Raw genomic sequence first — 21,582 nt, forward strand, 5'->3', positions numbered from 1 at the left:
TGCTGTCACTCAACGCCGCTGAATATCCGCCCCGCCGAGGTACACCCGGTTAAACACTGGCGAGATCACCAACTCGTTGATGCACACGTGCGGCGGCATCTCGGCGATGAAGCGAATGGTCTTGCCCATGTCGTCTTCTTGCAGCATGCGCGCCTTGTCTTCTTCGCTCGGCTCGACCGGGCGCTGCTTGAGGATCGGCGTTGATACCTCTCCAGGACACAGCGCGGTGGCGCGCAGACCATTCACGCATTCTTCGATGTTGAACGAATGCGTGAGCGCCATCAAGCCCGCCTTGCTCGCGATGTAGGCCGGCCCGGTGAGGTAGCTGAAGTGCCAGCCCGCGAACGACGCGACGTTGATGATGGTGCCGCGGCGGCGCGCCTGCATGCCCTTCAGCACGGCCAGCGTGCAAAACGTGGCGCCGTTGAGGTTGATCGCCATGACCTGCTCGAAGGTGGCCGCGTCGGTCTCTTTCCAGAAGCGCTTCGGAAAGTTGACACCGGCGCTGTTGACCAGGATGTCGACGCCACCGTGCTGCGCCTGGATGGCGGTTGCGACGCGCTCGACGGAGGCGCGATCGGACACGTCCAGCGGCAGGGCCGTGATGCTGCCCGATGGCGCGCCGCGGTCTGCTGCCTGCTTGACTGCCCCGGCGAGTTTGGCTGCGTCGCGCCCCGAGATGACGACGCGGCAACCCGCTTGCGCGAGCGCGACGGCGCCGGCCAGCCCAATGCCGCTGCCACCACCGGTCACCCAGGCGATCTGGCCTTCGAGCAAGCCGGAAAATGTTTCGGTGTCTTTCATGTCTTGTCCTCCACAGTTGTCTCGTACATTTCCACCGGCACGCAACTGCAAAACAGATTGCGGTCCCCATAAACGTTGTCCACCCGCCCGATCGGCGGCCAGTATTTGGCTTGCCGTAATGCGGCCAGCGGAAACGCCCCCAGCTCGCGCGAATACGGGTGCGGCCACTCGGCGCCGAGCAGGCTGGCTGCGGTGTGAGGCGCGTGCTTGAGCGGGTTGTCGTCCTGCGGCCAGACGCCTTCTTCGATGCGCCGGATCTCGCCACGGATGGCGATCATGGCGTCGACGAAGCGATCGAGTTCGGCCAGCGGCTCGCTTTCGGTCGGCTCGACCATCAGCGTGCCCGGCACCGGGAAGCTCAGCGTCGGCGCATGAAAGCCGTAGTCGATGAGCCGTTTGGCGACGTCTTCGGCGGTGACGCCGCTGGTCTCTTTCAGCGGGCGCAGATCGAGAATGCACTCGTGCGCGACATGCCCGCGACCTTCGGCGTTCTGACTGGCGTAAAGCGTGGGGTAATGGTTTTTCAGCCGTGCGCTGATGTAGTTGGCCGACAGGATGGCCGTCTCGGTTGCGGCCTGCAAGCCTTCAGCGCCCATCATGCGGCAGTACATCCAGCTGATCGGCAGCACCGCGGCGTTGCCGAGTGGCGCGGCCGATACCGCACCGACGCCATGCGATGCGATACCGGCCGTCGTATGTCCCGGTAAGAAGGGCACGAGGTCTGCGACCACGCACACCGGCCCGACACCCGGCCCGCCGCCGCCGTGCGGAATGCAGAAGGTCTTGTGCAAATTGAGGTGGCTCACATCGCCGCCGAACTCGCCCGGCGCGGCCACACCGACCAGCGCGTTCATGTTGGCGCCGTCGACATACACGCGACCCCCGTGCGCGTGCACCAGCGCGCACAGTTCCTTCACGCCAGCTTCGAACACGCCGTGCGTGCTCGGGTAGGTGATCATCACCGCGGCCAGTTCGGCGCTGTGTTTTTCGCAGGCGCGCCTCAGGTCGTCGAGGTCTACATTGCCTTGCGCATCGCAGGCCGTCACGATCACCTGCATGCCGGCCATCTGTGCGCTGGCTGGGTTGGTGCCGTGGGCCGACGACGGAATGAGGCAAATGTTGCGCCGCTCTTCGCCGTGCGATGCGTGGAACGCCTTGATCGCCAGCAAGCCGGCGTACTCGCCTTGCGAGCCCGCGTTCGGCTGCAGGCTGATGCCGGCATAGCCGGTCGCTTCGCACAGCCAGTCGCGCAGTTGCTGGTCGAGCTCGGCATAGCCCCGGAGCTGATCAGCCGGTGCGAACGGATGAATGTTCGCGAACTCGGGCCAGGTGATCGGGATCATCTCGCTCGTCGCGTTGAGCTTCATGGTGCAACTGCCGAGCGGAATCATGGTGCGGTCGAGCGCCAGATCCTTGTCGGAGAGGCTGCGGATGTAGCGCAGCATCGCCGTCTCGCTCTTGTGGGTGTTGAACACCGGGTGCGTCATGAAAGCGCTGGTGCGGCGCAGCGCTTCAGGGATGCGCGGCGTCACCTTTTCAGCCAGTACCGCGAAGCGCGGCATCGGCGTGCCGGCCGGCACGAACAGCGCCCACAGCATTTCGATGTCGGTGCGCGTCGTCGTCTCGTCGAGCGAAATGCCCAGGTGCTGTTGCAGCCGATGGCGCAGGTTGACGTTGGCCGCATGTGCGCGCTCGAGGATGTGCGTGGTGTCGTCGCCGCTCTTCACCGTGAGTGAATCGAACGCCGTCGTGTTGACCAGTTCGCGCCCCATCTGCTCGAGTCCTTGCGCCAGCACCGCGGTGAGTGCGGCGACGCGTTGCGCGATGCGCGTGAGCCCGGCCGGGCCGTGATAGACCGCGTACATGCTGGCGATGACGGCCGGCAGCACTTGCGCCGTGCAGATGTTCGACGTCGCCTTCTCGCGGCGGATGTGCTGCTCGCGCGTTTGCAGAGAGAGCCGGTAGGCAGTCTGACCATGCGCATCGATGCTCACGCCGACCAGACGGCCCGGCAGCGAGCGCTTGAACGAATCCCGACATGCCAGGTAAGCAGCGTGCGGGCCGCCGTTGCACATCGGCATGCCGAAGCGTTGCGTGGTGCCGCAGACGATGTCGGCGTCCCACTCGCCGGGAGGCGCCAGCAACGTGAGCGCCAGCAGGTCGGCTGCGACGCAGAAGGCTGCGCCCTTGGCATGCGCGAGGCCGGCCAGCGGACGCAGGTCGTGCACTTGCCCTGTCGTTCCTGGGTATTGCGCCAGCGCCCCGAAGAAATCACCGCTGGTCATCATGTGCGGCAGCGTGTCGGAAGCGGTGCTGACCTTGATCTCGATGCCCAGCGGCGCGGCGCGCGTGCGCAGCACTTCGATGGTTTGCGGATGGCAGTCGCCCGCCACCAGAAACACGTCGCTCTTGCTCTTGACGCTGCGCTTGGCCAGCGTCATCGCTTCGGCCGCGGCGGTGGCTTCGTCCAGCATCGACGCATTGGCGATCGCCATGCCGGTGAGGTCGCACACCATCGTCTGGAAGTTGAGCAAGGCCTCCATGCGACCCTGCGAAATCTCGGCCTGGTAGGGCGTGTAGGCCGTGTACCAGGCGGGGTTTTCGAGGATGTTGCGCAGGATCACGCCGGGTGTGTAGGTGCCGTAGTAGCCCTGCCCGATGAAGTTGCGCGCGACCTTGTTCTTCGCCGCGATCGCCTTGAGTTCGGCCAATGCGCCGGCTTCGCTGATCGGCGGCGGAAGATCCATCGGCTTGCTTCGACGGATCGATGGCGGCACGATGCCGTCGATCAGTTCCTTGCGCGTGGCCGAGCCGATGACGGGCAGCATGCGCGCCTCGTCGGCCGCTTCGATGCCGATGTGGCGCGCGATGAATTCATCTGCGTTTTCGAGTTCACGAAACGAAGGCAGGGAAGGCAAGGAGGGCAGTGCAGACATCGGCATGGTGCGTGATCAGGCTTCGCTGGAAAACTTGTCGTAGGTGGGTGCGTCCATCAGCGCATCGAGCTGCAGCGCATCGGCGAGCTTCACCCTGAAGAACCAGCCGGCGCCGAGCGGGTCGCTGTTGGCCAGCGATGGGTCGGCGCGCAAAGCCTCGTTCACTTCAGTGACCTCGCCCGACAGCGGCATGAAGACGTCGGCCGCGGCCTTGACCGACTCGACCACGCCGGCGACTTCGCCCTGCGCAAAGGTCTTGCCGACTTCAGGCAGGTCGACGAAGACGACATCGCCCAGTGCGTCCTGCGCGTGGACCGTGATGCCGACGGTGACCGAAGCGCCTGCCTCGGCGGCATCGACCCACTCGTGGTCTTTGGTGTATTTGACTGTCATCTGAAAACTCCTTGGGAAAAAAATTCAGCCTCTGAAATAGTGCGTCGGAACGAAAGGCAGCGTGGTCACTTCCATCGGGACCGGCTTGCCGCGCACGATCGCCTGAATGCGCGTACCGGGCTCGGCATAAGCCAACGCGACATAAGCCATCGCGATCGGCCGTTCGGCGGTCGGGCCAGGCAGGCCGCTGGTGACCTGGCCGATGGCCAGTCCGCCCTCGAACGATTCGAGCAGCGTGCCGTCGCGCACCGGGATGCGCTCCAGCGCGACCAGGCCGACGCGCTTGCGCTTGAGCGTCGCGTGATCGGTATGACCTGCGCCGCCGGTCGAGGCAGTGAGCTGTGCCAACACCTTGTCTGCGCCCGGAAAACCGCCTTCGCGCGTACCTCCGGCGCGTCGCACTTTCTGGATCGCCCAGTTGAGCGCGGCTTCGACGGGCGTCGTCGTGCTGTCGATGTCGCTGCCGTACAGGCACAGCCCGGCTTCGAGCCGCAGCGAGTTGCGCGCGCCCAGGCCGATGGGTTGGACTTCGGGTTGTGCCAGCAGCAGTCGCGCAAGCGCTTCGGCATCGCGCGCGGCCATCGAGATCTCGAAACCGTCTTCGCCGGTGTAGCCACTGCGCGTGACGAAGACCGGGATCTTTGGACCGTCGCCGTGGTTGATCAACACCGCACCGCCGGTCATGAAAACGAACTTTTCGATGCCTGGACACAGGCGCGCCATCGTGGCCGCAGCCTGCGGCCCCTGCAACGCGAGCAAAGCATGGTCGGGCAACGGCTGGACCTCGCATCGGCTGCCGATCTTGCGCTGGATGTGCGCCAGGTCGGCCACCTTGCAGGCGCCGTTCACGATGACGAAGATCGAGTCCTGTCCTTCGTTGAAGAACATCAGGTCGTCGAGGATGCCGCCTTCGTCGTTCAGCAGCAGGCCGTAGCGCTGCTTGCCCGGCGCGAGGCCGATGACGTCGACCGGCATCAGCGTTTCAAAAGCTGCCGCCGCATCGGGCCCGACCAGCCGCAGCTGGCCCATGTGTGAGATGTCGAACAGGCCCGCGGCGTTGCGCGTGTGCTTGTGTTCGGCGATCAGGCCAGCCGGGTATTGCACCGGCATCGAGTAGCCGGCGAACGGCACCATGCGGGCGCCGAGTTCGACGTGCAGGTCGTGGAGCGGGGTTTTCTGCAGCGCGTCGGCCATGGCGATTTCCAGCAACAAAAAGGGGCGGTCGAATGCCATGACGCAAGCCATGGGCCACCCCTGCTGTCCGCTTTACCTGAGAGATTCACCCCACGATCGGGGTTTGCTCCTTCGGTGGACCGGTGCATGTCGACATCTCAATCGAGTCGACGCGGGCCGGTCTCTCTCCAGCAAGGAAACGCCCGATTTCGCGGGCGCTGTGTCAGTCCTTTTGCCTGAGCGTTTGGAGGGTTCCTGCGCCTTCGGCGGTCCCGTCGTGCGGGGCGCTCTCCTGACCCGGGCCAGTGTAGTGGATGAACCGGCGGCAGATGTTTCTTTGTGCTCAGGGCCCGCCACCCGGGTTGGGTATGCCAGCAAGCGCACCCGTGACTGCACCACTCCATATGGCCGGACAAAACGCATTGGCCGTACCGACCTTGTCGCCCAGTGCATCCAGGCCGCTGCCCAGCAACTGGTTCGCCCACTCGGTGCTGTTGTTGCGCACGAAGGCAAACACATTGGTCATCGCATCGCCCGGTGCTTCCAGCACGTTGTTACCCAGATTGTTGTTCCACTGCGGATCCCATTGCAGATCGATGCTGCGATCGCTTTTAGGGCCGAAGGCATAGAACGGATGCCAGTAGATCGGCGACTCCATGCCGACGACGCCTTCGGCAGTCAGCGGAATCTTGCCTTGGTCGAGGTAGAACGCGTCCAGCTGAGTGAGCCGGAAGTCGCCTGCGGGTGCGGTGGCGCCATCGGGTGACAGCACCTTGAAGTAAGCCTCGGCGACGAACTGGTAGCCCTGCAACGCTTTCACGATCAGGCGATTCGCAATAGGGATACCGAGCCGATAACCGTAGTGCACGCGCAAGTGCAGCACGCTCGCTTCGCCCAGCGTCTCGTTCGAAATAGCGCCACGCAGTTCGCCGTCGGGCGGCGTCGGGTCGTTGATGCCGGCGCCGGTCGACAGCGCCTTCGCCTTGTAGTCGTAGGGCAAGGGCTTTCGGTAGCGCATCGTGTCGTTCGGGATCTGCACCACCCAGCGGTTCTCGCCGAAGTTCTCGACGAACGACCAGTCGATAAAGGCATGTTGCGTCGGGTTCAGGTACTCGATGCAAGCCGATTCGATCAGGTCCTTGTTGGTGTCGACCCAGCCTTTGACGAGACCGCCAGGGCTGGCTTCGCGCACATTGAGCGGCATCATTCCCTTGACCAGTCCTTGCCAGACGCTGCCGCGCGTCAGTACGTTGGTGGTGGTCTCCAGTGCCGCGCTGTTCACCGCGCCCCAGCCCGTCGCATTGGGCATGCGCATGATGAAGGGCAGTGGCATGCCGTTGTTGAGCGAGCCGGCCCGCGCGGCCTCGTGCGCTGCGTATTCCAGCGTCAGCCGCGTTCGGTAGATCAGGCCGAACTGCACGAGGCACATCACGAACAGGATGAGCACGGGCAGTGCGATCAGCGTCTCGGTCATCGAGATGCCGTGCTGGCGGCTTCGGCCGCTGGGCCGGTGGGCGGGTCGCGCGGTCATGCGGGTTCCTTTTCGGTTTGCCATCCGTGCAAGCTCGTACCGACGAAGAGTCCGAGTGCGCGCGCCTGGCCTGCCGCCAGTTCGAGCACGCTCGCAGCCTTCCGACACATCGCCATGCGCATCGGTGCGAGGCGCTCCGCGATGCGCACGATGCGGCCGGTGCGATCGACGAAGACGACGTCGATGTCATGCCGCATGCCGACGGTGTGGACCGAACTACAGCGCGTGATGAAGAGGCCCTCGCTGCCCTGCAACTCCGGCCGGCCGAGTAACCCGCGCGTGCGGTCCCAGCCGCTTTCGGCAATGCGCACCGGGCCGATCGGCTGCGCCGTCGACGTGGCAAAAAGGTGAACGGCACGCATGGATTCAGTTCGTCCGCGTCGACGCAAGGAACTCCATCACCAGCGGAAAAAAGATGATGATGAAAGTCACCGGAAAAATGAAGATGACCAGCGGCCCGATCATCTTCACCGGCGCTTCCATGGCCAGCTTCTCGGCATGCTGAAAACGCTCGGTGCGGCGCTGGTCCGAAATGGCCGAGAGCGTGTCGGCCAGGCTGGCGCCAAGCGATTCGGCCTGCGTCAGATTCGACACCAGGCTCTTGATGTGCCGGTTGTCGAGCCGGTCGGCCAGCGCATTGAGGGCGTCCATGCGGCTCGCGCCGGTGCGCATCTCGCGCATCATCCGGTCGAACTCTTCGCCCAACGCACCCTTCGGGCCTTTCTGCACGGCCTGCGCAATGGCGCCTGTGAGGCTCAGCCCGGCCTGGCAGCACAGCGTGATCATGTCGAGGTAGCCCGGGAGGGTGCGCAGGATGTCCTTGTCGCGGCGCTTGCGCCGGTCGCGCATCCACATGACCGGATAGAACCAGCCCAGCACGCAGCCCAGCAGCATGATCCACACCTTGGTGCCTGCCACCGCGTTGAGCATGCCCGCGGTCCACAGGCCGAGCCCGCCGACAATCAGCATCGAGACGATCTGCACCGCGATGAACTCTTCGGCGCGCAGCACGAACTCCAGCCCGGCCAGTTGCAGCTGGCGCTTGCGCTTGACCAGCATCGACGTCGGCATGATTTCCGATACGTGGAACTGCAGGATGTTGATGGCCGGCCACACCACGCGCAACGCGATCGGCAGCGGGTCCATGTGGGTGCGCTCCGAAGGCCGGGCCTTGCGGATGAGCGCGATGACGTACAGCAGCAGCACCACGCCCGTGGTCGCGCACAGGAAGATGATGAGAAGCAGGATGAGCTGGCGCATCGTGTGTCCTGCTGTCAGATATCGATCGCGACGATCTTGCGGATCATTGCGTAGCCCAGCGACAGCATCACTGCGACAACGCCCAGCACGGCCCAGCCGACGGTGGTGGTGAAGAGCAGCTTCATGCTCGGCTGCATCAGGTAGAGCACACCCATCAGGAACAGCGGAAACAGCGTCATCACGATGCCCTGGATGCGACCCTGTGCGGTCAGCGCCTTGATGCGGCCTTCGAGGATGGCCTTGCGGCGCAATGTCTCGGCCAGCACCTGCAGCGGCTCCGACAGATTGCCGCCGACTTCCTTGGACACGCGCAGCGCGACCACGACCAGCACGAAGTCCTGGATATCGAGCCGCTGCGCCATTTTCTGGATCGCATCGTCGAAGCTGACACCCAGCCGTTGCTCCTTCAAAACCAGCCCGAACTCCTGCCCCAGCGGGCCTTGCTGGTCGCGCACCAGCACCTGAATGGCCACCGACAAGGCGCTGCCTGCGCGCAATGCGCTGGCGATGAAGAGCAGCGCATCGGGAAGCTCCGATTCGATCAGCTGGCGACGCTTCTTGCGTTGCCATGCGAACCAGCGCGCCGGCAGAAGATAGATCAGCACCGCCAGCACCAGCCCGCCGACCAGCCGCCCCGACAGCAGCCAGCCGACCGCAGCGCCGGCGATGACCATCGCCATGTGACCCGACGCGAAAGCCATCGCGTGCTGTGCCTGGAACTCCGACAGGTTCAGGGTGCGGCGACCGCTGCTCTGCAGCTTCTGCATGACCCTTGCCGTGAAGACCGACGAGCGCTGCAGCACGAGGTATCCCACCAGGCAGAAAAAGCCCATGCCGCACAGCACGGCGCCCGTCAATGCGATCGTATTGGGGCTCATGCCGTTGCCTCGCCGAACATGTAGTTCATGTCGAGCTTCACGCCGTGCTCCTGCAGCCGCGTGAAGAACTCCGGCACCGGCCCCGCGGCGCCAAAATTGCCGACCGTCCTGAAGTCCGCATCGACGCCGGTCTTGCGGAACACGTAGATGTCCTGCATCTGGATCACGCCTTCCGAAAAGCCGGTGATCTCGGTGATCTGCGTCACCTTGCGGCTGCCGCACGGAAAGCGGGTGAGCTGCACGATGAGGTCGACAGCCGAAGCGATCTGTTCGCGGATGGCCGAGACCGGGATGTTCATGCCGGCCATCGTCACCAGCACTTCGAGCCGCGAGACGGCATCGCGCGGCGAGTTCGAATGCAGCGTGGTGAGCGAGCCGTCATGACCGGTGTTCATGGCTTGCAGCATGTCGAGCGCCTCACCGCCACGGCACTCGCCGACCACGATGCGGTCGGGCCGCATGCGCAGCGAGTTGCGCACCAGGTCGCGAATCGCGATGGCGCCCTTGCCTTCGATATTGGCGGGACGCGATTCGAGCGACACCAGGTTGGGCTGCCCCAGCGAAAGCTCGGCGGCGTCTTCGATCGTCACGATGCGCTCGTCGGGAGGGATGAAGTTAGACACCATGTTCAAGAGCGTCGTCTTGCCGGTGCCGGTGCCGCCGGAGACGATGATGTTGAGCTTTTCCTGCACGGCGATGCGCATGAACTGCACCATCTGCGGCGTGATCGAACCCATCTGGATCATGCCCTCGTGACCCATCCGGTTCTTGGGAAATTTGCGGATCGTGATGCTCGGGCCGCGCAGGGCCAGTGGCGGAATGATGGCGTTCACCCGCGAGCCGTCTTTCAGCCGCGCGTCGACCATCGGCGAGCTCTCGTCGATGCGCCGGCCCAGCGGCGTCACGATGCGTTCGATGGCGCCCAGCACCGCGATGTTGCTGGTGAAGGCGACGTTGGTGCGCTCCAGGCGACCGGCACGCTCGATCCAGATTTCGTCGAAGCGGTTGACCATCACCTCGGTGATGGTGTCGTCCTTCAGCAGCACTTCGAGCGGGCCGAGGCCGATGGCTTCGTCGAGCAGTTGCTGGCTCAGCAGGTTGCGGTCGAGTTCGGGTGGCAGGTCGCGCGTATCGCGAATGATCTCGGCGATGAGCGCGCGGATATTCGAGCGCAGCTCTTCGTCCTTCATCTGCGCCGTGTCGATGCGGCGGTTTTCCAACTGCTGCAGCAAGGTGCGATGCAGCGATCGACGCCAGCGCAGCAACGGATCTTCGAGCAGCGGCACGGCGGTGCGCACTGGCGCGTCCGAGTCGTTGGGCAGCTCCGCGCCGGCGGGCTGCAGAGAGGCGTCGAGCAAGACCACCAGCGTGTGGCCGCCGATGATGATTTCTTCACCGCCGGCCATCGGCCCGTAGCGCGTTACGCGGTTGCCGTCGACCCAGGTCCCGAACAGGCTCCCCAGGTCCTGCAGGAACACTTCTTCATCGTTCACGACGAACTGCGCGTGCTGGCGCGCCACGTTCCAGCCGGGCAGCACGATGGCACTTGCGCTGTCCTTGCCGATCTGCAGTTCGGGCACGTCCAGCGCGATCTCGCGCACGGGCTGCTGGGGCGAATTGACCAGGACCTTGTGCATCGCCGCGGGCCTCAGGGCGCCTCTTGCTGGCTGGGCGCCAGGGGCGGTGCGCCGTCCGGCGTTGCACGGCGCGCGGCACCGTCGCCGGTGGCTGGCTTCGACTGGTCTTCCACCAGGTTGCCGAAGCCGCGGTTGACCTGGTCCTCGATGCGGTTCGCGCGCTCGATGCGCGGCGCGCTGTAGGCTGGGTCGACCACGCGCGGCGTGATGAAGACGACCACTTCCTGCTCTGTGTCGGTGTCGGTGTCGGCACGAAAGGCGCGCCCGATGATCGGTGCGCGGCGCAGGCCCGGCAGGCCGTCGCTGGCGCGCGACGACTCGCGCTTGATCAGGCCGGACAGCACGATGGTCTCCCCGTCGCGCACGTTGAACTCGGTGTCGGTGCGGCGGATCAGCAGGCCCGGTATGCCCTGCACCGCGACGCTGCGGTCGATGCTGCTCACCTCCGTCAGGATGCTGCCCGACACGTTGCCGGCACCGTCGGCAATGGGCTTGATGTTGAGTCGCACGCCATACGGCTTGAACTCGACCGAGCCCGCACCCTGCGTGCTCAGGGCGGGCAGCGGAAACTCGCCACCGGCCAGGAACTTGGCCTCGCCGCCACTGCGGGTCGACAGGTTGGGCGTGGCCAGCAGGAACGCATTGCCGCGCTGCACCAGCAGGTTGATTTGCGAGCCCAAGGTCGCGGCCACGCCGAAGTAGCTTTGCGGCGTGCGCTGGTTGCGGCTGAGCAGCGCGGCGCCGGCAGGCGTCGCATCCGTGAAGGTGGTGTCGGCTGGCAGCACGCGATAGGAGCCGCTCGATGCGATGTCCGAGAACAATCCCAGGCTGAAGCCACCGTTGGTCGTGCCTTGCCAGCGCACGCCCAGATCGTCCAGCGCGGTCTTGTTGAACTCGACGATGCGCACCTGGATGTCGACCATGCGATCGACGCGAATGCGATCGGCCGTTGCGAGCGACACCACGGCCGGGCTGTAGAGCTGCGCCACGGTGCCCAGTCGCTCGACCGCGCCGGGGTCGAGGTTGCTGCCGTCCATGACGATGCGCTCGCCAATGCGGCGGATGTTCACGCCCGTCATTCCCTTGGTGATCTCACGCAACTCGGCCTCGATGCGCTCGAGGTCGATGATGTTGACGCGCACCTTGACCTTGCGCACGCGGCCCGCCTTGTCCCACACATGCAGCGTGCTGTCGCCCGCGTCCTGCGCGGTGATGAGCATGTTGTTGCCATCCAGCACACGCGCTTCGAGCACCTTGCCGCTGCCGATGGCGACACGTGCCACGTTCGGCATGCGCACCAGCGCCATCTGGCCGACATACAGGGTGAGATTGGCCGGCAGGTCCTGCATGACCGTGGCGCGGCTGGCGAGTTGATCGAGTTCGGCGGCGCTGATGGTCGGGCCCGTGGTCGGGCTATTGGTCGTACTGGTGGAGGGGGCGGCAGCGCCCGCTGCAGGTGCAACGACAGGCGCAAGAGGGCGGATACCGGGGGAGCGTTCGATCGGCGCGGACATCGACGGCGATGCTGGCGACGACGTGGACCCGGACGACATCGCAGCCGGTGCGACCGTCCCCGGTGGCAAGGTAGCGGGGCGTTGCTGGGCCAGCGCGGGACCCTGCGCCAGCAGGCACCAGGTCGCGGTTGCAGCGGCAGTCGCAGCCAGGCTGCTTCGGCGGACGATCGAACGTTTGCAGTAGGTCAAAGGCAGGGCGCTCTCGGGCGTCGTGGATAAGAAATCGGAAGCACCGAGGTCGATGTTCGACAGCACGGCGGAAAGGGGTCGGGGTCGATGCGGCTTCACCGTGGCGGCGCGGCTGCAGGCTCTGACGGCGCGGGTGCCGCGTTGGCTGCTGCAGCCGCTGCGATCGCTTGTTGCAGCCCCTGGCCCAGCCCCGATCCACCGGCGCCGCTGCGCCCGTTCGAGCCGCCGACGATGTATTCCACTCCCGGCGGCGCTGTTGCGTGAACGGCGGCGGAGGGACGCATGCGGTACGGCCGAAAGCCGTCGACGATGGCATCGAGGTCCATCGCATCGACGCCGGTTCGCATGGTCTGGCGGTCTTCGGGATTGCGCAGCGCGGCCACGATCTTGCCCATGCGCTGCGCGAGGATCAGCTTCTGCGCATCGGCGGGCGCGATGGCCACGGTGACCGTGGAATAGCGCTGCTGCGCATACGGATCGGCCTCGGCCGACACCTCGGAGCGTTTGCGCATCGAAGCGAATTGTTCCGACGTGATCTGGCCGGTGGCGCGCACCTCGACGTCCTGCAGCAGCGGCACCACCACGGCCTGCGTGCCTTCCTTCTGCTTTTCGACCACGTACATGAAATCGATGCGGTCGCCGGCGCGCAGCATGCCGGAGATCGAGCTGATCTCGTCCACCGGAATGGTGATCGCGCGCACGCCGCGCTCGATCTCTTCGGCGAACACCTTGCGCGGCGCCGCGAAGAACGAGGCGAGCAATGGTTTGCCGGCAGCCACCGGCACTGTCAACTGGCGTCCGGCGAACTGCACGAAGGTCTCGGGCGTGAGCGCGTCGTTGTGCACGTACTCGGTCGGCACCGATCGCTTGGCGACCATGGTCGGCAGCACAACCATGCCGTCGCCGAGCGCCTGGCGCGCCACCACCACGTCGCGTCGCTGGCTGTTGGCGTCCTGTTCGAGGCTGGCGGCAATCTCGCGCTCGCTGGCGCGCAGGTAGTACCAGCCGAGGCCGGCCGCCAGGAGCCCGAGGATCAGTGCGCCGATGAGCGGAGACAACCGCCGAAGGTTCTGCTTGACTTTGAGGAGGCCGGGAGAAGGTTTCATCGATGTCTGTGTAGAGGCGGTAGGGGAGGTCTGCAGGCGGCTAGAGCGGATAGGAAAGGGTGTACGAATAAGTCGACCAGGCATCCTGGAAAGCCTTGATCAGCAGGCCGACGACCGAGCGGTCGTAGCCCGGCACGGTGGCGAAGAGCGCCACGGCCAGGATGCCGGCGACGATGACGTACTCGGTCATCACCTGGCCGCGTTGACGTCGCCTCATTCGGATCGCTTCATTCGGGCGTCGTCTGGCTGGCGACGACGAAGCAGCTGCCTTCTTGTCGCGCGATGGTCACGACCATTTCCTCGGTGCCTCGACGGAACACCAGCGCAGAGCGCGTGCCGGCCTCCACGGTGCGGTCTTGCAGCAGCGCCCAACCCAGCAGCACCATGCGCTCGCGCAGATACAGCGCATTGGTCTCGACGCTCATCCCGTTGGTCAGCATGATGGTGCGGTTGCGTTGTCCGGGATCGAACGAGAGCGTGTCCGACACCACCTGAGAGCCGGGCGGCCGCGGGAAGCCCTTGCCGATGCGCTCGGTGCGCTCCTGCTCGCTCGGGCCGCCTTCTTCGTACAGCGCGGCGCTCGCCAGCCGGCCGAGTGTCTTGCCCGGCGTACCGCGCAACTGAACCGTCACCTGATAGATGCCCATGCGCGCCCCGAGCACGCGCACCTCGCCGACCTGGCTCGCGGCGTAGCCGACCTTGTCCTTGAACCACGCCTCGTACCAGCGCACGACCTCGGCCACCGAAGCATCGGTTTCAAAGCCGCGAATCTGCATCGGCACCGTGTTCTGCTCGATGTACTGCGCGATCCAGTAGCTCCTGGCATCGGGCGGTGGCGGCACCAGCGGCCAGTCGCGTTGCGGTGCAGCGGCCCAGCTCGCAGTCGCTGCGAGCCACAGCGCCACGGCGCCGATGAAGGCGGCGACGCGGACGCGTTGCGAAGCGTGCTGCAGAGCGAACGGCGGTACGGCGTTCACGGCAGCGTGTTGACCACGGGTGTCGGCGGAAACGCGCGGTAGTAGCGGAACTTGTCCTTGGGGCTGCCGCCATCGGCATCGGCACCGCCGCCCGTCTCGGTGGTCGCCTGCGGCGTGATGCGCTCGAAGCGGTCGAGAGGCGTCTTCTCGATCGCATCGCCCGGCGTCAGGCCGAAGGTGAGGTTCGCATTCTTGAAGCCGGGATAGACCTGGCTGATCGCGTATGCGGACTGATGCAGTCCGCCGCGCAGTTGTTGATAGAACACGCTGTCGGTCAGCTTGAGCGGCACCAGGCCCTGGATCTTCTTTTCCTCGCGGTTGGTGCCGCCGGCGTTCCACGCTTCGGTCAGCATCGTGACCTGCTCGGTCATCTCGATTTGCGGCATGAGCGTGAACGACGCATTGGTCTGCGTCACGTCGACCTGGTTGCGCAGGTAGCCGCCGCTCACGAAAGTAAATTTGCCGAGCGACTGCGTGATGATGTTGTTGCCCAGCGCGTTTTGCGCCACCCGGATGGTGTCCCACAGCGTGTCGCTGGCGTTGAGCAGCGAGGGCAGGGTGGCCGCACTCGTGGTGGCCACTACGCGCGTGGTGCGCGCATCGATGGCCGGCAGCGTCGGCTCGAACTCCGCGATGTCCGCCGCATGAATGGTGGCGCCCGCGGTCGCGCGATCTCTGAAGATATGACGGCGCAGGTCGCGGGTCACCTCGTCGTCGGATTTCTTGATGGCACCCGACGCACCCTTGGCCTCGGCCGCGTCGATCGCGTTGGTGCCCGGCATCCAAACCGTGCGTTGCCATGCCAGGAGCTTGGCGGCGGCCACGGTCTGCTGGCGCTTGGTGCCGTATTCGGCAATGGCCGGGATCGCTGCGAGCGCGATGGCGGCAAAGCTGATCACGAGCAGGGTTTCGGTCATCGCATGCCCCTGCATGCGTGCGGTGCGGTGTGGGGGCACGGGTGCGGTCTTCATCAGTCGCCGCTGTCTGGTTCGGCCACGGCACCGATCGCCGCGCCACCCATGGCGATGGCCCGTGCCCACAACGATGGCTCGACGTTGTGCACGTGCCAGTACGGGCTGAAGAGGCTCCGGTGCTCGATGTAGCCGCCAGCAAAACCCACGTTGAATTTTCCGATTTGCGGTGGATCGTCGGCAGAAAAGTCGCGCCGGGCCCAACGGTCTTGCGGCCGCCGAAAGTACACCTGCGAGGTCGACACCGCCTTGATGTGGTCGCCACCGAAGTTGTCCTTGAGCCCCGCACGAGAACCCTCGGTCGTATCGCCGAAGCCGGCCACCTCCCCGGTGCGGATGCGCTCGGCGCCCTTTTGCACGACCAGCGTGAGGGCCGGGCCCTTGTCGGTGTTCTTGCCCCACTTCAGAGGGTTCTTGCCCTTGAAGCCGTTCTCGCCCAACCAGTTGTCGGACTCGTGGGCGACCATCGGCTCGTGCGCCTTGACGTCGATGAAGCGTGGCATCGACCAGTCCTGCGTGAGGTTGGTGCCGATGCTGGTGCGCGGGCCGTAGTGCAGCTTGGCATCGAACTGGAGCACTGGCCAGGCGCCGGGCAGGATGCCGCCGTTGCGGTTGCCCGCAGCGCGCTCGAACGAGCCGCGGACCATGTAGGCGCTGTCGCCGATGGTGTCGTTCAGCCCGCCGTAGTCGCGCGCTTCGGTCGCAAAGGTGTCGAGGGTCAGGCGCTGGCCTTCCCAGCTCTTCATCACGTTGGGACCGCCGGCCGCGGCGGCGCCGGCGCCGAGTCCGAAGCGACCGCGTGCGATGTCGCTCGCGCCGCCGATGAGGTCGGTGTAGAGCAAGCCGATGGGCAGGCGGATCTCGATGGCGTCGGCCGATTGCCACCGGATGCGGCCCGGTCGTCCACCGAGGATGCCGCGGTCGGCCACCAGTTCGGTCCCGCCGTTCCAGTCGACCAGACCGCTGATGACGCTGCCCGCCAGATTGGCGAACCCGGGCGGCGTCACCGGGAAATTGCTGACGATGCCTTTGAGCGAACCCGCGACGCCGGAGCCGATCCACGTCGCCCAGTCGGGCAGAAAGCGGCGCTTCTTGGTCCAGTCGTCGCGCGTGGCTTGCGCGGCATGGGCGAAGCGCAGCACCTCGTTGTAGTCGTCCTCGTCGAACGGCCCGCGCGCCGACTGGTGATAGCTCTTCAGGTACAGGCCGAGATCTGCGACGAACTTGGTCGCGAGGATGGCAGTCTCGCCCGGCGGCACGGTGGCGTCCGGGTCGTTGGCGCGAAGCACGTCGACGATGACCTGAGGCAGTTGCGCGGCCGTGCTGGCGAGCATCGCGACCTGGCTTGCGGAGATGCCCTGGTTCAGGATGCGCAGCACGTCGACGCCGATCTGCAGCGGCTTGGACGCTGGCTCCACGAAACCTGCGATGCGATCGGCGGTGCGTTGCAGCCGCTGTGCCTGACCCCAGTTGACGACCCACTTGGCTATGAAGATCAGGTCAAAGGGTGGCGGCGTGCGGGCAGCAGTTTGAAGATTTTTCAGCCCTTCGAAGCCCTTGGCTATTACCCGACCTTCCTGGATGTTGGCCGCGCTCGTAATGAAAGCGCCCATCGCGGTCTGCACGCTGGCCAGGGTCGCGATGCTGGCCTCGTTGGCCGCCATCGCGCGGTTGGTGTACGCAAGGTAGTTGAGGCTGCGGGCGGTGAGCACGCTGGCGCTGTAGGTGGTCGCGTCGGCCGTGTTCTGCAGCTTCATTTTTTCGCGCGTCGCAGTGGCGGTGTTGTAGACCACCAGGATGCTCAAGAAAACGATCGGCAACATCGCCACGATGAAGACGATGGCCTGGCCGGCCTGCTGACCCGGATGTCGATGCCGACCCGTCTGATGCTTCGGCATGTTCGGGCGGGTCATCGGCGCGATCGCGGGATGTTTAGCGCCTGGTTACTTGGCGCCGTCCGCCGCGCCCTTGGTGTAGGTGCTCATGTTGTAGTTCACATCGGCGTTGGTGGAGCCCTTGCCGGCGGCGGTCTGCGCCTTGGTCACCTCGGCCGAGCCGGTCTTGCCGCCGACCTCCTGCGACATGCCTGCCACCTGGTTGCGCAGCGTCTGCCCGAAGAAGCTGAACACCGCGATCGCAGAGATGGCGATCAGCCCGAGGATCACCAGGTACTCGGTCATGCCCTGGCCCTTGACCTTGATCTTCGAGACGATGTGGCGACGAACCTGGCTCAGACGTTGGGTATTCATGGAAGCTCCTGTGAAAGACATGATGAAGACACCTTGCAAGGCGATTCCGATGGCGTTCAGGCCACGGTTTGCAGGGCACGCGAATCGAGTCTATGAAGGGGCTTTAGGGACGTTCTGTAGGTTTCTCGCCAACCCCGATACAAAACCGTGGTCAGGTGTAAGTCAGTGTTAACGAATTGTTGCCTGAAGCGCCGCGCTCGGGTTTACAAGCCGTCTTCGGCCAGCGCGCCCGAGAACCGGAGATGACTCTGCCGACGGAATTCACTCGGTGTCACGCCTTTGAGGGCAAGAAACTGGCGGTTGAAGTTCGCGACGTTGTTGAAGCCCGCGGCATAGCAGATCGACGTCACGTATCGATTGGTCTGCATCAACAGTTGGCAGGCATGCGTGACGCGCATCTGGTTCACATAGCCAGGAAAACTGGTGCCGGTGGAGCGCTTGAAGAGCCTGCCGAAGCGGCCCGTGTTCATGCCGAGTTCGGCTGCCACGATGGCGACGGTCAGCGGTGCCGCAGGATCGGTGGCGATGCGGGCAACCAGTCCCTGGATCGCTTGCAGATCGCAGTCGGTGGCGTCGTCGGAGTTGGCGCTCGACAGCAGGCGGTAGTCGGTGCACCCCGACAGATCGATGAGAAGGTCGCAAAAGAGTCGAAATCGCTTGAGGCCATGCGTCGCCTTGATGGCGAGCCAGCTTTGCTCCGCAGCTTCAGCCATGCCGAAGAACTCGATGCCGTGGCAGGCACGCTTGAGCATGCGTGCCGTCTCGTGCAGTTCTGGAAAAGTCTCGGCCCCCATCAAGATCGTGTCGGGTGAAAACTGGATCGCCAGATCGCGTCGTGCCACGCCGGCAGCAGGTGCGTCGAGCGAAATCCAGTTGTGCGGCAAGCCGGAGCCGCACAGCACCAGATGACCCGGCTCGAAGGTGCCGATCCAGTCGCCTACGAATGCTTTGCCGGATGTCGCGACGATCAGGTGCAGCTCGAAGACGTCGTGTGAATGCCATCGCGCCAAAGGCGTCGGAAAGCCGTGTTCGATGCATCGAACCAGGCCCGCTGCGCTCGGTACTTCGTAGCCCAGCTCAGGCAGCCTGGAGGATTCCAGTTCGATTTCAGGAAGGCGCTTTCGGGCGGGTCGCCGATGAGAAAATGACATGTGTGCGTAGCCGCCCTGTTCAATGCAGTGATCACACCTTAAGCGTGTCGCGTGCAGCGCACCATGCGCTATGCCGCAGTTGGCGTGCCATATGTGCGAACGGGTCAGGTTGCCTAGACAGGTGCAGCCTAGGCCTCTCACATGACAGGAAGGTACACGACCGCGCTGGTCGCAGGCCGGGTGCCGCCGTTTGCGCGAAAGGCGCAATGCGTGTTAATCCGCGCGCGTCGCGCGCGCCTCTCTGGTCAGTGCCCGCCCGGCATCACCATGCGATGGCGGAGCTGATCGGCCACCACCGCCACGATCAGCAATGCGCCGAGCACCACCATCTGCAGGTACGAGCCGACGCTGGCCAGGTTCATGCCGTTCTGCACCAGGCCGATGAAGATCGCGCCCATCACCACGTTGGGCACGCGGCCGATGCCGCCACGCAGGCTGACGCCGGCGATCACGCAGGCCGCGATCGACTCGAGCGCCACCGTGCCGCCCAGATTGGCTTCACCGGTTTCGACGCGGGCCGTGAGCAGCAGTCCGCTGACCGCCGCGAGGCCGGCGCACAGCAGATAGGCGACGAGCAAGACACGACGCGTGTCGATGCCCGAGAGCGCCGCCGCCTTGGCATTGCCACCGACCGCCAGCAGGTGCGTGCCGGTCGGCGTGCGGCCCATGAGGATGCCGATGCCGGCAACGCACACGGCCGTCACCAGAATCGGTATCGGGATGCCGAGCAGCGTGCCGAAGCCGAACAAGTCGCTGAACTCGCTCGGCAAGCCCGAAACCGGCACGCCGCCCGTCAGGAACAGCGCGATGCCGAAGCCGATCGACTGCACGCCGAGCGTCACGATAAAAGGCGATACGCCGATGAAGGCAATGCCGATGCCGTTGACCAATCCGACCGTGAGGCCGGCGAGCATGCCGCACAGGCAGCCGACGATGACGACGACCCAGGTTGCGTCGGGCAACGCCACGCCCAGGCTTTGCATCGCCATCGCCGACACCACGGAGGTGATCGCCATGACGGTGCCGACCGACAGATCGAAACCACCGGTGACGAGCGCCAGCATCTGGCCGAGCGACACGAGGATGAGATAGACCGACTGGCGCAGCAGATTGACCAGGTTCTGTACGGTGAGGAACTGGTCCGACAGCGTACTGAACACGACGAAGGCGATCGCCAGCATGAAGGGCAACACACCCAGCCGCAGGAACATGCTGCGCAACATCCCAAGAACGCGGTGCGCAACGCCGGAGGCACGCGGGGTTGCCGCCGCGACGGCAGGACTCGGATTCATGACTTGCTTTCGTTGGAGCCGAAAAACAGATTGAGCACACGCGACTCGTTGATCGCTTCGCCCTGCAGCTCGCCGGCGATCTCGCCGCGGCACATCACATAGACGCGGTGGCTCAGGTGCAGCACCTCGGGCAAGTCCGACGAGATCACGACCACGGCCGCACCGCCCTCGCACAAGCTCTGGATCACCTTGTAGAGCGCGCTGCGCGTGCCGACATCGACACCGACCGTCGGCTCGTCGAAGACGTACAGGGCCGCCTCTCGCGTCATGCCCTTGCCGAAGAGCACCTTCTGCTGGTTGCCGCCCGAGAGCAGCGCGACCGGCCGGTCGAGGTTGCGCGGCGCCAGCTCGACCCGCGCTGCGGCCTCGGCCGAGAGCTTGCGAGCGAGCCGCTTGCGCAGCCAGCCGCCGTGGCCGCGCAGCGGGCCGCTCACCAGCGGCAGCGTGATGTTGGCGTGCGAGGTAAAGCCGAGCACCAGGCCTTCGGCCTTGCGGTCGGGCGGCAGATAGAAGAGGCCTTCGTCGAGCAGCTTGCGCACGGTGGCGCCGGTACGCTCCTGGCCTTTGAAAGTGACCTTGCCTTCGCTCACCGCATCGAGCCCGTAGATGGCGCGGAACAGTTCCGACTTGCCACAGCCCACGAGGCCGGCCAGCCCGACCACTTCGCCGCGGCGCACCACGAGGCTCGCATTGCGCACGCCGTTGGGCGAGCTCAGGCCTTCGACTTGCAGCACCACATCGCCTGGCCGGTTGGCGATGTGTGGATAGATCTGTTCGATGGCGCGGCCGCTCATCAGCTCGATGAGCTGGTCGGCGTTGGTCGCGGCGGCATCGACGGTCGTGATCTTCCGGCCGTCGCGCAGCACCGTGATGCGGTCGGCGATCTGCGCGATCTCCTGAATGCGATGCGAGATATAGACGATGCCCACGCCGCGGGCCTTGAGCCGCGCGACGAGCTCGAAGAGGCGCTGCGTTTCCTTGTCGGTGAGAGACGCGGTCGGCTCGTCGAGGATGAGTACGGAGACATCGCCGCGCAGGCCCTTGGCGATCTCGACCATCTGCTGCTGTGCGCGCGTGAGGCCTGACACCGGCGCGGTGGGATCGATCTCGAAACCGAGGTCGGCCAGCATGGTTTTCGCACGCTCGCGCACGGCGTTGCGGTCGAGCAGGCCGCCTTTGCGCGGCTCGTCGCCCAGGCTCAGGTTCTGTGCAACCGAGAGAGTCGGGATGAGCGAGAACTCCTGGAACACCGCACTGATGCCGAGCCGCCGCGCGTCGTGCACGTTCGAGAATTTGACGGACTCGCCGTTCAGGCGAATCTCTCCGCTCGTCGGCGTGTTGGCGCCGGCGAGCAATGAGATCAGCGTCGACTTGCCGGCTCCGTTTTCACCGAAGAGCACATGCACTTCGCCTGCGCGCAGCTCGAAGTCGACATCGTCGAGCGCGAGCACGCCGGGGTAGCGCTTGCTGAGCGCCACCGTCTGCAGCAGCGGGACGGCGGCACTCATCGCGCGGGTCACG

Annotated in this window: 19 protein-coding genes and 2 riboswitches; all 19 genes read right to left on the reverse strand. The window is 65.3% G+C overall.

What is annotated here, in order from left to right:
* Positions 1–9: 9 nt before the first annotated feature.
* Complete coding sequence (locus tag QN413_RS15500; protein WP_187051523.1) at positions 10–804, reverse strand: SDR family oxidoreductase; 795 nt, start codon at positions 802–804, stop codon at positions 10–12.
* Positions 801–3,740, reverse strand: a complete 2,940-nt coding sequence (gene gcvP, locus QN413_RS15505) for an aminomethyl-transferring glycine dehydrogenase (protein ID WP_323497479.1) — start codon at positions 3,738–3,740, stop codon at positions 801–803. Before gcvP ends, QN413_RS15500 begins: the two co-directional genes overlap by 4 nt.
* A 15-nt stretch (positions 3,741–3,755) precedes the next feature.
* Entirely contained in the window at positions 3,756–4,133 is a 378-nt protein-coding gene (gene gcvH, locus QN413_RS15510) for a glycine cleavage system protein GcvH (RefSeq protein WP_323497480.1), read from the reverse strand.
* A 24-nt stretch (positions 4,134–4,157) separates the two neighbouring features.
* Positions 4,158–5,366, reverse strand: coding sequence for a glycine cleavage system aminomethyltransferase GcvT (gene gcvT / locus QN413_RS15515; protein WP_323497482.1), 1,209 nt, complete (start codon positions 5,364–5,366; stop codon positions 4,158–4,160).
* A gap of 14 nt (positions 5,367–5,380) precedes the next feature.
* A riboswitch (glycine riboswitch) is annotated at positions 5,381–5,508 on the reverse strand.
* Between the two features lie 16 nt (positions 5,509–5,524).
* Positions 5,525–5,611: riboswitch (glycine riboswitch) on the reverse strand.
* A 38-nt stretch (positions 5,612–5,649) separates the two neighbouring features.
* Positions 5,650–6,837, reverse strand: a complete 1,188-nt coding sequence (locus QN413_RS15520) for a TadE family protein (protein ID WP_323497483.1) — start codon at positions 6,835–6,837, stop codon at positions 5,650–5,652.
* Positions 6,834–7,199 carry a DUF192 domain-containing protein gene (locus QN413_RS15525; protein WP_323497484.1) on the reverse strand — a complete coding sequence of 122 codons (366 nt, stop codon included), beginning with the start codon at positions 7,197–7,199 and terminating at the stop codon, positions 6,834–6,836. Before QN413_RS15525 ends, QN413_RS15520 begins: the two co-directional genes overlap by 4 nt.
* A 4-nt stretch (positions 7,200–7,203) precedes the next feature.
* On the reverse strand, positions 7,204–8,097 hold the full coding sequence (locus QN413_RS15530; protein WP_187051533.1) for a type II secretion system F family protein: 894 nt from the start codon (positions 8,095–8,097) through the stop codon (positions 7,204–7,206).
* A gap of 14 nt (positions 8,098–8,111) precedes the next feature.
* Positions 8,112–8,975 (reverse strand): type II secretion system F family protein, encoded by an 864-nt coding sequence (locus QN413_RS15535; protein ID WP_323497486.1) that lies wholly within the window; start codon positions 8,973–8,975, stop codon positions 8,112–8,114.
* Positions 8,972–10,612 (reverse strand): ATPase, T2SS/T4P/T4SS family, encoded by a 1,641-nt coding sequence (locus tag QN413_RS15540; protein ID WP_323497487.1) that lies wholly within the window; start codon positions 10,610–10,612, stop codon positions 8,972–8,974. Before QN413_RS15540 ends, QN413_RS15535 begins: the two co-directional genes overlap by 4 nt.
* 11 nt (positions 10,613–10,623) lie before the next feature.
* Positions 10,624–12,414, reverse strand: a complete 1,791-nt coding sequence (locus QN413_RS15545; RefSeq protein ID WP_323497488.1) for a type II and III secretion system protein family protein — start codon at positions 12,412–12,414, stop codon at positions 10,624–10,626.
* The gene (cpaB, locus tag QN413_RS15550; RefSeq protein ID WP_323497489.1) at positions 12,411–13,421 is read right to left on the reverse strand and encodes a Flp pilus assembly protein CpaB; all 1,011 of its coding nucleotides are present in this window, start codon (positions 13,419–13,421) and stop codon (positions 12,411–12,413) included. The genes QN413_RS15545 and cpaB overlap by 4 nt, the downstream gene beginning before the upstream one ends.
* 40 nt (positions 13,422–13,461) lie before the next feature.
* The gene (locus tag QN413_RS15555; RefSeq protein WP_323497490.1) at positions 13,462–13,638 is read right to left on the reverse strand and encodes a hypothetical protein; all 177 of its coding nucleotides are present in this window, start codon (positions 13,636–13,638) and stop codon (positions 13,462–13,464) included.
* Positions 13,639–13,648: 10 nt separating this feature from the next.
* Positions 13,649–14,398 carry a hypothetical protein gene (locus tag QN413_RS15560; RefSeq protein ID WP_323497491.1) on the reverse strand — a complete coding sequence of 250 codons (750 nt, stop codon included), beginning with the start codon at positions 14,396–14,398 and terminating at the stop codon, positions 13,649–13,651.
* Positions 14,395–15,369: a hypothetical protein gene (locus QN413_RS15565; protein WP_323497492.1), complete on the reverse strand. Its 975-nt coding sequence runs from the start codon at positions 15,367–15,369 to the stop codon at positions 14,395–14,397. Before QN413_RS15565 ends, QN413_RS15560 begins: the two co-directional genes overlap by 4 nt.
* The gene (locus tag QN413_RS15570) at positions 15,369–17,282 is read right to left on the reverse strand and encodes a Tad domain-containing protein (protein WP_323497493.1); all 1,914 of its coding nucleotides are present in this window, start codon (positions 17,280–17,282) and stop codon (positions 15,369–15,371) included. The genes QN413_RS15565 and QN413_RS15570 overlap by 1 nt, the downstream gene beginning before the upstream one ends.
* Positions 17,283–17,312: 30 nt before the next feature.
* Positions 17,313–17,618, reverse strand: coding sequence for a Flp family type IVb pilin (locus QN413_RS15575; RefSeq protein WP_187051540.1), 306 nt, complete (start codon positions 17,616–17,618; stop codon positions 17,313–17,315).
* A 203-nt stretch (positions 17,619–17,821) separates the two neighbouring features.
* On the reverse strand, positions 17,822–18,769 hold the full coding sequence (locus tag QN413_RS15580; RefSeq protein WP_323497494.1) for an AraC family transcriptional regulator: 948 nt from the start codon (positions 18,767–18,769) through the stop codon (positions 17,822–17,824).
* A 245-nt stretch (positions 18,770–19,014) separates the two neighbouring features.
* Positions 19,015–20,061, reverse strand: a complete 1,047-nt coding sequence (locus QN413_RS15585) for an ABC transporter permease (RefSeq protein ID WP_323497496.1) — start codon at positions 20,059–20,061, stop codon at positions 19,015–19,017.
* A complete protein-coding gene (locus QN413_RS15590) occupies positions 20,058–21,569 on the reverse strand; it encodes a sugar ABC transporter ATP-binding protein (RefSeq protein ID WP_323497498.1) in 1,512 nt (503 codons plus the stop codon). The genes QN413_RS15585 and QN413_RS15590 overlap by 4 nt, the downstream gene beginning before the upstream one ends.
* Between the last annotated feature and the right edge of the window lie 13 nt (positions 21,570–21,582).

This window comes from Variovorax sp. LG9.2 (assembly GCF_035018885.1).
GTDB lineage: Bacteria > Pseudomonadota > Gammaproteobacteria > Burkholderiales > Burkholderiaceae_C > Variovorax.

Coding starts and splice junctions, on each gene's coding strand:
- cpaB (WP_323497489.1), bottom strand. CDS start 13,421: ATGAAACCTTCTCCCGGCCTCCTCAAAGTCAAGCAGAACCTTCGGCGG.
- QN413_RS15565 (WP_323497492.1), bottom strand. CDS start 15,369: ATGAAGACCGCACCCGTGCCCCCACACCGCACCGCACGCATGCAGGGG.
- QN413_RS15575 (WP_187051540.1), bottom strand. CDS start 17,618: ATGAATACCCAACGTCTGAGCCAGGTTCGTCGCCACATCGTCTCGAAG.
- QN413_RS15520 (WP_323497483.1), bottom strand. CDS start 6,837: ATGACCGCGCGACCCGCCCACCGGCCCAGCGGCCGAAGCCGCCAGCAC.
- QN413_RS15540 (WP_323497487.1), bottom strand. CDS start 10,612: ATGCACAAGGTCCTGGTCAATTCGCCCCAGCAGCCCGTGCGCGAGATC.
- QN413_RS15535 (WP_323497486.1), bottom strand. CDS start 8,975: ATGAGCCCCAATACGATCGCATTGACGGGCGCCGTGCTGTGCGGCATG.
- gcvP (WP_323497479.1), bottom strand. CDS start 3,740: ATGTCTGCACTGCCCTCCTTGCCTTCCCTGCCTTCGTTTCGTGAACTC.
- QN413_RS15525 (WP_323497484.1), bottom strand. CDS start 7,199: ATGCGTGCCGTTCACCTTTTTGCCACGTCGACGGCGCAGCCGATCGGC.
- gcvH (WP_323497480.1), bottom strand. CDS start 4,133: ATGACAGTCAAATACACCAAAGACCACGAGTGGGTCGATGCCGCCGAG.
- QN413_RS15570 (WP_323497493.1), bottom strand. CDS start 17,282: ATGACCCGCCCGAACATGCCGAAGCATCAGACGGGTCGGCATCGACAT.
- QN413_RS15500 (WP_187051523.1), bottom strand. CDS start 804: ATGAAAGACACCGAAACATTTTCCGGCTTGCTCGAAGGCCAGATCGCC.
- QN413_RS15585 (WP_323497496.1), bottom strand. CDS start 20,061: ATGAATCCGAGTCCTGCCGTCGCGGCGGCAACCCCGCGTGCCTCCGGC.
- QN413_RS15580 (WP_323497494.1), bottom strand. CDS start 18,769: ATGTCATTTTCTCATCGGCGACCCGCCCGAAAGCGCCTTCCTGAAATC.
- QN413_RS15530 (WP_187051533.1), bottom strand. CDS start 8,097: ATGCGCCAGCTCATCCTGCTTCTCATCATCTTCCTGTGCGCGACCACG.
- QN413_RS15590 (WP_323497498.1), bottom strand. CDS start 21,569: ATGAGTGCCGCCGTCCCGCTGCTGCAGACGGTGGCGCTCAGCAAGCGC.
- gcvT (WP_323497482.1), bottom strand. CDS start 5,366: ATGGCATTCGACCGCCCCTTTTTGTTGCTGGAAATCGCCATGGCCGAC.
- QN413_RS15555 (WP_323497490.1), bottom strand. CDS start 13,638: ATGAGGCGACGTCAACGCGGCCAGGTGATGACCGAGTACGTCATCGTC.